6 protein-coding genes are annotated in these 6524 nt (G+C 74.3%); 1 reads left to right on the top strand and 5 read right to left on the bottom strand.

The window, feature by feature from the left end; translation table 11 throughout:
• Nucleotides 1–37: 37 nt before the first annotated feature.
• Together QMK28_RS27755 and QMK28_RS27750 are read right to left on the bottom strand one after the other, a co-directional pair.
• Nucleotides 38–700 (bottom strand): LuxR C-terminal-related transcriptional regulator, encoded by a 663-nt coding sequence (locus QMK28_RS27755; RefSeq protein WP_326442352.1) that lies wholly within the window; start codon nucleotides 698–700, stop codon nucleotides 38–40.
• A 440-nt stretch (nucleotides 701–1140) separates the two neighbouring features.
• Complete coding sequence (locus QMK28_RS27750; RefSeq protein WP_326442351.1) at nucleotides 1141–1800, bottom strand: DUF3000 domain-containing protein; 660 nt, start codon at nucleotides 1798–1800, stop codon at nucleotides 1141–1143.
• 112 nt (nucleotides 1801–1912) lie between these two features.
• Between QMK28_RS27750 and hemE the strand changes: the two genes are divergently transcribed.
• Nucleotides 1913–2989, top strand: coding sequence for a uroporphyrinogen decarboxylase (gene hemE / locus QMK28_RS27745; protein WP_326442350.1), 1077 nt, complete (start codon nucleotides 1913–1915; stop codon nucleotides 2987–2989).
• A 159-nt stretch (nucleotides 2990–3148) separates the two neighbouring features.
• Here the strand turns inward: hemE and QMK28_RS27740 are convergent, their stop codons facing one another.
• The 3 genes from QMK28_RS27740 to QMK28_RS27730 are packed head-to-tail and all read right to left on the bottom strand — an operon-like array spanning nucleotide 3149 to nucleotide 6482.
• Nucleotides 3149–4345: a glycosyltransferase family 39 protein gene (locus QMK28_RS27740; protein ID WP_326442349.1), complete on the bottom strand. Its 1197-nt coding sequence runs from the start codon at nucleotides 4343–4345 to the stop codon at nucleotides 3149–3151.
• 54 nt (nucleotides 4346–4399) lie between these two features.
• Nucleotides 4400–5824: an FAD-dependent oxidoreductase gene (locus QMK28_RS27735; protein WP_326442348.1), complete on the bottom strand. Its 1425-nt coding sequence runs from the start codon at nucleotides 5822–5824 to the stop codon at nucleotides 4400–4402.
• Nucleotides 5736–6482, bottom strand: a complete 747-nt coding sequence (locus QMK28_RS27730) for a hypothetical protein (protein ID WP_326442347.1) — start codon at nucleotides 6480–6482, stop codon at nucleotides 5736–5738. The genes QMK28_RS27735 and QMK28_RS27730 overlap by 89 nt, the downstream gene beginning before the upstream one ends.
• Between the last annotated feature and the right edge of the window lie 42 nt (nucleotides 6483–6524).

Genomic DNA, 6524 nt, shown 5'->3' with positions numbered 1-6524 from the left:
GAGGCGGGGCGCCGGGTTTCGCGCCGGGTTCAGCGGGTCAGTGGAGGATGCCCGTACGGAGCGCGACGGCGACCGGGCCGGAATGGTCGCCCGTGCCGAGCTTGCGGGCGATGCGGGCGAGGTGGCTCTTGACGGTGAGTGCGGACAGGCCCATCGACACGCCGATGGCCTTGTTGGACTGGCCCTCGGCGACCAGCCGCAGCACCTCGACCTCGCGGCCGGACAGCTCGCGGTAGCCACCGGGGTGTCCGGGGGCGCCCGGCGGGCGACGGTGCATACGGGCCGCGGCGGCGCCCACGGGTGCGGCGCCGGGGCGGCCGGGAATGCCGAGGTTGGTGCGGGTGCCGGTGACGACGTAACCCTTGACGCCGCCGGCCAGGGCGCTGCGGACCGCGCCGATGTCGTCGGCCGCGGAGAGGGCGAGGCCGTTGGGCCAGCCCGCGGCGCGGGTCTCGGAGAGCAGAGTGAGTCCGGAGCCGTCTGGGAGGTGGACTTCTGCGACGCAGATATCGCGCGGGTTGCCGACTCGGGGACGGGCCTCGGCGATGGACGACGCCTCGATCACGTCACGTACACCGAGCGCCCACAGGTGGCGGGTCACGGTGGAGCGGACTCGAGGGTCGGCCACGACGACCATGGCCGTCGGCTTGTTCGGGCGATAGGCGACCAGGCTTGAGGGTTGCTCGAGGAGAACAGACACCAGGCCTCCTGGGGGAGTGGCGGCACGTGCCCGACTTCTGGGGTAGGCCGGGGCGATCCGTGTGGAAGGGTCACAGACTCCTTCGGCAGCAATGCCGCCCGGCTTTAGAGAATGATCACGAATTGGTGAGTAACAATTCGGGCAAATCGGATGCCTGAGCGATCGTCACGTACGGGTCGGAATGCCTGGCGGATGGCGGCGGTGCCGTGAGTGGCGGGACGGGCGGCGCGCTGAACCAGGCAACGGGCTTTACCCGTCGCTGAGTTGGGGCGGTTCGGGGTGGCCGGGCCGGTCGGCGGGCGCTGCGTTCCGGGTGGCCGGTGCGGCTGGTTCCGTCGGACCGGCCACCCGCGGGCGTTGTCACTCCGGGGGGACGCGGCGGGGCGTGCCGTCCACTCCTGAGGGTGCTGTCGGGGGCTGCCGTCCCGAGGGCGCCGGCGTCAGCGCTGCGGGCCGCGCCGCTGGGGCAGCGGCACCACTCCGCCGCGCGGGCCGTGATCGACCGTCACCGGCGGCAGTCCGGCGCACTGGCACAGCAGATCGCTCCAGGCGGCGAGTTGCGCGCCGAGGTCGGGCACACCGCCGCCGACGGGCTCGCGCGGCGTCCAGGACGCGCGCAGTTCCAGCCGGCTCGTCGGCGGGCGGTCCGACATCCCGCCGAAGTAGTACGAGCCGGCCCGGGTCACCGTGCCGCTCGGCTCCCCGTAGGCCACGCCCCGCGCGTCCAGCGCGCCGGTCAGCCACGACCAGCACACCTCCGGCAGCAGCGGGTCGTCCGCCAGCTCCGGTTCCAGCTCGGCGCGGGCCAGTGTGACCAGCCGGAAGGTGCCCTGCCAGGAATCCTGGCCGTCCGGGTCGTGGAGCAGCACCAGACGGCCGTCCGCCAGCTCCTCGTCGTCCACCACCACCGCCGCTTCGAGCGCGTACGCGAAGGGGGCGAGCCGCTGGGGCGCCTTGGTCGGATCGATCTCCATCTCCGGCCGTAGCCGCGCGCCGCGCAGCGATTCGACCGCTTTCCGGAACGAGACAGGTGTCCCGTCGTCGTCCGGGTCGTCCGCGCTGTTCGCGCCGTCCGCGAGGTGTCCTTGAGCCGCAGCCATGCCCGGAAGAGTAGGCGGAAGGAGGACGCCATCCGGGGAGGACACCCGGTGGGCGGGTCGTCCATTCGGAGCGCACTGCGAGCGGGCCCGCCGAGCGTGCGAAGATTCGGGCGTGAGCGCCAACGACCGCCCCACGGGCCAGCAGCAGACCGCCAACCGGGCCACCCACGATTCGGCCTTCATGAGGGCGTGCCGGCGCGAACCTGTGCCGCATACCCCGGTGTGGTTCATGCGGCAGGCCGGGCGCTCACTGCCCGAGTACCTCAAGCTGCGCGAGGGCATCGCGATGCTCGACTCGTGCATGCGCCCCGACCTGGTCGCCGAGATCACCATGCAGCCGGTGCGCAGGCACAAGGTCGACGCGGCCATCTACTTCAGCGACATCGTCGTGCCCCTCAAGGCCATCGGCATCGACCTCGACATCAAGCCCGGTGTCGGCCCGGTCATCGCCCAGCCGATCCGCACCCGCGCCGACCTCACGCGGCTGCGGTCGCTGGAGCCGGACGACGTCGCGTATGTGACCGAGGCCATCGGGATGCTCGTCGGCGAGCTGGGGGCCACCCCGCTGATCGGCTTCGCGGGCGCGCCCTTCACTCTCGCGAGCTATCTCGTCGAGGGCGGGCCGTCCCGCAACCACGAGCACACCAAGGCCATGATGTACGGCGACCCCGAGCTCTGGGCCGACCTGCTCGACCGGCTCGCCGACATCACCAGCGCGTTCCTCAAGGTGCAGATCGAGGCGGGCGCCTCGGCGGTGCAGCTCTTCGACTCCTGGGTCGGCGCGCTCGCCCCCGACGACTACCGCCGTTCGGTCATGCCGGCCTCGACCAAGGTCTTCGAGGCGGTCGCCGGGTACGGCGTGCCGCGCATCCACTTCGGCGTCGGCACCGGCGAGCTGCTCGGCCTGATGGGCGAGGCGGGCGCGGACGTGGTCGGCGTGGACTGGCGGGTGCCGATGGACGAGGCGGCCCGCCGGGTCGGACCCGGCAAGGCGTTGCAGGGCAACCTCGATCCGGCGGTGCTGTTCGCGCCCCGCGAGGCCGTCGAGGCGAAGACCCGCGAGGTGCTGGACGCCGCCGCCGGTCTGGAGGGGCACATCTTCAACCTCGGGCACGGCGTGCTGCCGACCATCGCCCCGGACGCGCTGACCCGGCTCGTGGAGTACGTCCAGACCGAGACGGCGCGCTGAGGCGGACGGGGCCGCGGACGCGCGCTGAGGCGCGCGCGGGCTGCTGGAGGGGGCGCGCGTCGGGCCGCGTGCGCCGAGCCGTACGGGCCGCGCGTCGCTGCGAGAGAGGCCCCCGCGCGGACACCGGTGCCCGGACCTGGGCGGTGTGGCCTCTCCTGCCTACGGCGGGCCCGAGCCGAGCAGCGTGAAGGCCCCGTACGCGCCGGAAGCGAGCGCCAGCGCGCCCAGCGCGAGCGCCGTGCGCGCCGGGCGCAGCCGCGCCAGCGCGACCGCGATCGGCAGCAGCAGCGGGAACGCGGGCATCATGAGGCGCGGCCGGGAGCCGAAGTAGCCCGCGCTGACCAGTGAGGTGAACACCACGACACCGGCGTACACGAGCAGCGGCAACGGCTGCCGCTGCCGGACGCACAGCGCACAGAGCCAGCCCAGCAGCGCGAGGGCCGCGATGATCCCGATCCCGCCGAGGAAGACCGGCCCGGTGAGCTGCTCCCAGACGAAGCCGGCCAGCGCGACGCCGCCGTCGATGCCGTTGCCCCATGCGCCCTGCACCTCGAAGTAGGCGAAGAGACCGCCGTTGCGCACGGCCACGTACAGGACGTAGGCGAGCCAGCCCAGCGGCGCCAGACAGGCGGCCGTGATCATCCGGCCGTGCTCGCGGACGAGCGCGCGGAGGCGGGCGCCGGCCCGGTAGTCCTGGATCAGGGTCACCGCCGCCGGGATGATGATCGCCGCGACGACGGCGGCGGCGGACGGCCGGGTCAGCCCGGCGAGCACCGCGAGGGCGGACGCCCAGAGCCGGCGCCGGGTCAGCACGGCGTACAGCGCCCAGGCGGCCAGCGCGGTGAAGAGGGTCTCGGTGTAGGCCATCGACTGCACGAACGCGGTCGGGCAGACGCCCCACAGCACGGCGAGCACCAGGCCCGTCCGGTGCCCGTACAGCCGGGAGCCGACCGCGTAGATGCCCCACGCGGCCACCAGCGAGGCCAGCCAGCCGACCAGCAGACCCGCGCCGGCCGGGGTGAGCGGGCTGATCTCGGAGATGCCCCGCTCCAGCGCGGGCAGCAGCGGGAAGAAGGCCAGGTCGGAGTGGACACCGCCGTCGGGCAGGTGCGCCTCGAAGCCGTAGCCGTGTTCGGCGATGCGCAGGTACCAGACCGAGTCCCAGCGGCCGTTGAGGAGCGTCAGCGGGTTTCTGCCGTCGACCGCCGCCCAGGCGGCGAGGATCGCGAGCCCGAGCAGCCGGACGGCGGCGTAGGCCAGCAGGGCGGGCGTCGCGGCCCGCAGCGCCGTGGCCAGGCGCTCAGGACGGGACGGGACCAGCGGGGCGGCCGGCGGTGCGTCGGTGGTTTCGGGCATCAGGCGAGTATGACCGAGAGGTCCGGCCGCGCCGCGCGCCCCCTCGCACGCCCCTCAGCCGCCGTGTCCTGGCAGGTCGCGGGCGACGGCGGCGGTCGCCTTGCGGGCGGCCACCAGCACCGGGTCCCAGACCGGGGAGAAGGGGGGCGCGTAGCCGAGGTCGAGCGCCGTCATCTGCTCCACTGTCATTCCGGCGGTCAGCGCCACCGCGGCGATGTCCACCCGCTTGCCCGCCCCCTCGCGCCCCACGATCTGCACGCCGAGCAGCCGCCCGGTGCGCCGCTCCGCGAGCATCTTCACGGTCATCGGGCGCGCCCCCGGGTAGTAGCCGGCCCGGCTGGACGACTCGATCGTCACCGTCACGAACTGCAAGCCGACCGCCGTGGCCTGCCTCTCCAGCAGCCCGGTGCGGGCGATCTCCAGGTCGCAGACCTTGCTGACCGCCGTGCCCACCACACCGGGAAACGTCGCGTAGCCGTCGCCGACGTTGCTGCCGATGACCTGGCCGTGCTTATTGGCGTGGGTGCCGAGCGCGATGTGCCGGGTGCGGCCCGAGACCAGGTCGAGGACCTCGACGCAGTCGCCGCCCGCCCAGATGTCCTCGTGCCCGCGCACCCGCATCGCGAGGTCCGTCAGCAGCCCGCCGGACTCCCCGAGCGGCAGCCCCGCGTCCCGCGCGAGCGCCGTCTCGGGACGCACGCCGAGACCGAGCACCACCACGTCGGCCGGGTACTCGGCCTCCTCGGTCGTCACCGCGCGCGCCCGGCCGTCCGCGTCCAGCAGGACGCCGGTGACGGACACGCCCCTGACCGTCTCGATGCCCAGCCCGCACATCGCCGAGTGCACCAGCTTGCCCATATCGGGGTCGAGGGTGGACATCGGCTGCTCGCCCCGGTCCAGGACCGTCACCTCATAGCCGCGGTTGACCAGCGCCTCGGCCATCTCCACCCCGATGTACCCGGCCCCCACGACCACCGCGCGGCGGCCCTCGGCCTTCTCCAGGGTGTCCAGCAGCGCCTGACCGTCGTCCAGGGTCTGCACGCCGTGCACGCCCGGCGCGTCGATGCCCGGCAGAGCGGGCCGGCGCGGACGGGCGCCGGTCGCGATGACCAGCTTGTCGTAGCCCGTCCACCGCTCACCGCCGCTCTGTCCACCGCCTGTCCGGTCGCCGCCCGCCGGATCGAGCTCGCGGACCTTCACCCGCTGCCCCTCGACGTCCAGCTCCGTCACCTCGGTGCGCATCCGCAGATCGATGCCGCGCTCGCGGTGCTCGGCGGGGGAGCGGGCCACCAGCGCGTCCGGCCCGCTGACGTCCCCGCCGACCCAGTACGGGATGCCGCACGCCGAGTACGAGCTGAAGTGGCCGCGCTCGAACGCGACGATCTCCAGCTCATCCGGTCCCTTGAGCCTGCGAGCCTGCGAGGCCGCGGACATGCCCGCCGCGTCGCCCCCGATGACCACCAGTCGCTGCGCCGCCATGTGCGTGTTCCCTCCGTAGCCGTACGGGCCCGCCGTCAGCCGCCCGGGCCGCCGTCGAACGGGCCGTAGCCCTACGGGACACGCTACGTCCGGCCGCTGCGTCCGCCGAAGCGCAGTCGCGGTGCGCGGCCGGCGCGCGGTCGGTCAGCGCGGGCGCGGAACCGAGATAGGCGGTCGGGTCGGCGAGCCCGCGCAGCCACGCGGCGGGTGTGCCGGCGCGGGCGGTCGCGGCGGTCACGGCGGTCACGGCGGCTTCGATCGCCGAGTCTGCGGCGAGTGCGTCGGCCAGGGCCTCCCCGCTCTCCGTCGCGCGGCGGCCCGCGCGGGACACGGCGGTACGGGCCCCGGCGCGGCCGAGCAGCGGGGCGAGGGCCGCGGCGAGGCGCTCGGAGACGATCAGGCCCCCGGTCAGGTCGAGATTCGCGCGCATCCGGTCCGGGAACACCCGGAAGCTCTCGGTGAGTTCGGCGGCCGGCGCGGCTGCGCCCCCGACCAGCCGCAGCGCCTCGCGCAGCGGCTGCCACTCGACGTGCCAGGCTCCGGCCGGCCGTTCGTCCTCGGCGGCGAGCGAGCCCAGCAGGACGGCGGCGTACGCGGGAACCTGCCGGGAAGCGGCGGCGATCAGCACCGAGCGCGCCGGGTTCGCCTTGTGCGGCATGGCGGACGAGCGGCCGCCCGTCCCCCCGGCCAGCTCGCCGAT

The organism is Streptomyces sp. H27-D2, assembly GCF_035828615.1.
In the GTDB taxonomy this organism is placed as follows: domain Bacteria; phylum Actinomycetota; class Actinomycetes; order Streptomycetales; family Streptomycetaceae; genus Streptomyces.
Note: the sequence above shows the minus strand (reverse complement) of the source record. Positions and strands in the feature narration are given on the sequence as shown.